The sequence below is a fragment of the Methanobrevibacter sp. genome (assembly GCF_045541095.1).
In the GTDB taxonomy this organism is placed as follows: Archaea; Methanobacteriota; Methanobacteria; order Methanobacteriales; family Methanobacteriaceae; genus Methanocatella.
Map to the genome: position 1 here is coordinate 1 of NZ_JAZQIJ010000185.1, position 3253 is coordinate 3253.

5 protein-coding genes are annotated in these 3253 nt (G+C 36.4%); 4 read left to right on the forward strand and 1 reads right to left on the reverse strand.

Annotation, left to right across the window (positions count from 1 at the left end; translation table 11 throughout):
• The 4 genes from ACKI2P_RS07535 to ACKI2P_RS07550 form a co-directional block, all read left to right on the forward strand.
• A partial coding sequence (locus ACKI2P_RS07535) for a recombinase family protein (protein ID WP_407376471.1) occupies positions 1-1278 on the forward strand: 1278 nt, incomplete at its 5' end.
• Positions 1279-1283: 5 nt separating this feature from the next.
• Positions 1284-1571, forward strand: a complete 288-nt coding sequence (locus ACKI2P_RS07540; protein WP_407376473.1) for a hypothetical protein — start codon at positions 1284-1286, stop codon at positions 1569-1571.
• A 179-nt stretch (positions 1572-1750) separates the two neighbouring features.
• Entirely contained in the window at positions 1751-2005 is a 255-nt protein-coding gene (locus tag ACKI2P_RS07545; protein ID WP_407376475.1) for a UPF0175 family protein, read from the forward strand.
• A complete protein-coding gene (locus ACKI2P_RS07550; RefSeq protein ID WP_407376477.1) occupies positions 1998-2486 on the forward strand; it encodes a DUF3368 domain-containing protein in 489 nt (162 codons plus the stop codon). Before ACKI2P_RS07545 ends, ACKI2P_RS07550 begins: the two co-directional genes overlap by 8 nt.
• 508 nt (positions 2487-2994) lie before the next feature.
• Here ACKI2P_RS07550 and ACKI2P_RS07555 read toward each other — a convergent pair.
• Positions 2995-3253: transposase (locus tag ACKI2P_RS07555; protein ID WP_407376479.1), on the reverse strand; the 259-nt coding region annotated here is incomplete at its 5' end.

Sequence of the window (3253 nt, forward strand, 5' to 3'; positions counted from 1 at the left end):
GCTATCGACAGACTTCACAGAAATGCTAAAAATCAGCTTTCTGATTTGGAGTGGTTCGCTGAAAATGGCATCAGATTGATTTCTGTAACTGATGGCATTGATACGAATACGGAAACAAGCAAACTTTTAACAACAATCAAAGCAGCCGTTGCAGAGGACTTTTCCGAAACGCTTTCCAGAAACACAAGAGCCGGATTATTGGAATGTGCAAAACAATGCAGACATTTAGGCGGTTCGCCTCCCATTGGTTACAAGGTCAATGCAGAAGGATTCTATGAAATTGATGAATTGAAAGCCCCTATCATTAAAGAGATTTATAAACTTTATTTACAAGGAATGGGCTACAGCTACATCATCAAACACCTGAAAGAAAATGGTTATAAAACCTCAGAAGGAAACGACTTTTCAAAGGCTTCCCTCAATGCAATTTTGAGAAATCCAAAGTATATGGGTACTTATGTTTACGACCGTTCCACTCCGAAAAATTCCGAAGGCAAGAGAAATTCCTATACATCAAAATCAGAATATATCCAGATTAAGGAAGGTATGCCAGCAATCATTTCGGCAAAAGATTTTGAAAAAGTACAGGTCAAAATGAAATCTCATGCAAAGCAATATCAGCACAGAGCAAGCAAGAACCATTACCCTTTAAACGGAAAATTGCATTGTGCAAAATGTGGAAAGGCATTCAGCGGAATTGTAAACGGAAGCAATGGAAGAAAATACTTCCATTATAAGGGAAATTGTACTTGTGGAATCAAAAGTGTAAAAATGGAACAATTGAACCAATTCACATTCTATGCAGTTCAGCAATGCATTTTTAACCCTGAAAATAAGGGCAAAATCATTCAGGAAATGAATACCAAACTTTCTGTTCAGAATGCTATGCAGGGTGTTGAGGTCAATGCACTGATAAATAAAATTCATGGTCTTGAAGCAGCACAGGATAATTTAACCGCTTACCTCGAAGCAGGAAAAGCAACCCAGACAATACTTGATAAATTGCAGAAAAATGAAGCAGAATTGCAGATTCTCAGAACACAGCTTGAAGCAAAGTCGCAGGATAAAGAAGAAATTGATGAAGAAACCTATAAAAGGTTAGTTCACAAGTTTATGCAGTACATGAGTACAGAGAAATCACCGGAAGCAATTGCTTTGAGGGATGCAGTTATCCATGATGTTAAAATTGATGAAGATGAAGTTGTAATTCACTTCAATCAAGGTTTAACAATTGATAATGATACAATAAACTATTTCAATGATAACAGGGAGGATTAACAGCTATGATGTATTTCAGATTTGAGAACGATTCTAAATTAACAGAAGCTCTTGTTACAGGCATAAAATACCATGAAGATGAAAAAGTATATGAATTAGCCGTACTTGGTCTTGGCAACGATGGAATCAGCTATACCGAAGCAGGAACAGCATGGTTTGAAAGTGAAGATTTTGATGAACTGATTGATGCTGGTGAATTTGAGTTTCCTCACGAAATCATAGGCAGAAAACTGAAACTTGTTGCTAACGGCACAAAAGGCTATGACTTTCATGAAGAATTGGATTTGAAATAATTGATACTCAAAAAGCCGGATATACTGCGATTGTGGTATATCCGGCTTTTTGGTGCATAGAAGTTAGTTTCCGAAGATAAAAATATCAGCATTATTTATCAAGAAATTTTAAGAAATACTATTGCATATTTTCTTTTTTTGTGGTATAATGAAAGGCAAGAGGATTGGAGGTGCTTTTTATGATGTCGATATCTGTAAATATCCCTGAAGGGGTTCTGTTCGATACTAAAATGACACAAAGTTTAGCGGAAGCTTATGCAAGGAAAGCAGTTGCACTCAGTTACTATACTAAAAACGGAGTTTCTCTCGGTTATTGTGCCGAAATTGCTGGAATGACAAAAACTGATTTTATAAAATACCTTGGTGAAAATGGTGTTTCTATTTTTCACTATGATGATGAAAATGAGTTTCTTGAGGAACTGAACAATGCGTAGAGTAATTGTAAATTCCACTCCGTTAATTGCATTGAGCAATATTGGAAAACTAGATTTGCTTCGGCTGCTTTATAATGAAATCTATATCCCACAAGCAGTATATCATGAAGTATGTGAGAAAAATGATACTGCAAGCAAAATATTAAATCAATCTCTTAACTGGATTCATATTGTTCCAATTGAGCATCCTGAGAATTATGCATTATATCGTGCTAAACTTCATGCCGGAGAAATTGAGGTTATGATTCTTGCACAAGAAAATCCCAGAGCTGATTTGCTGATTATTGATGATAATGCAGCCAAAAAAACAGCAAAATTTCTGGGTTTGCCTGTTGTAGGTACAATGGGAGTTCTGGTAAAAGCGAAACAATCTGGAATCATTGATGAAGTTGCTCCATTACTTGATACACTCAAAATAAATGGATTTTATATTAGTAATCAAGTTGTACAGATAGTTTTGAAACAAGCTGGTGAAATTTGAAAAATAAATGATGAATAAGTATTGAAAATATTGCCGGATATACTGCAATTGTGGTATATCTGGCTTTTTGTTTTGCTGTGCAGTTGATTGTTTCTGATTGTTAGGCATCTGATAAAAACACCTCGTAACTTACCTTAAACACATAACCGCACCATACCTTAAACACAAAAAGTTACCAGTCTAAAATTTTTGAATGATAAATTGAAACTGATGTATCATCTGTTACACTTCCCTATTATCTATTCAGCAGATGTGATTCTTACCTCGCAACTGACCTTAAACACAAAAATCAGAAATGCAGAAAATGGCGATATATAGCCGTGCCTCATTTTCAAAAGTTCCATTTTCGCATATAAGACACTGCACGGGTCGCCTCCACCAATTGAATATGCGTATTTTTAAAGATTATTTGACGCATGAGAAAAGCCGTAAATACGTGATATAGGTAAGCGTAAAATAAAATGCGTCCCAGATAGCAAAAGCTCTCGCCGAATCATACGGCGAGAACTTAGGATTCATTCCAGGGCAGAAGAATAGTTCCGGGAGAATGAGAAAACAAGTCAATCAGATATTTTTCGGCATCCAGTCCGTTTGCCTGAGCAGTCGAGAAAATAGAATACCATATAGCACTGGATTTTGCTCCGTTGGCAGTATTGCTGAACAGCCAGTTCCTGCGACCGACTGCAAATGGTCTGATGGCATTTTCAGCACGGTTGTTATCAATCGGGATATTGCCGTCCTCTAAAAATGTACAGAGATACTTCTTT

What these genes read in the sequence shown, in the direction of transcription:
- ACKI2P_RS07550 (WP_407376477.1), top strand. Translation starts at nt 1,998, where the DNA reads ATGCGTAGAGTAATTGTAAATTCCACTCCGTTAATTGCATTGAGCAAT.
- ACKI2P_RS07545 (WP_407376475.1), top strand. Translation starts at nt 1,751, where the DNA reads ATGATGTCGATATCTGTAAATATCCCTGAAGGGGTTCTGTTCGATACT.
- ACKI2P_RS07540 (WP_407376473.1), top strand. Translation starts at nt 1,284, where the DNA reads ATGATGTATTTCAGATTTGAGAACGATTCTAAATTAACAGAAGCTCTT.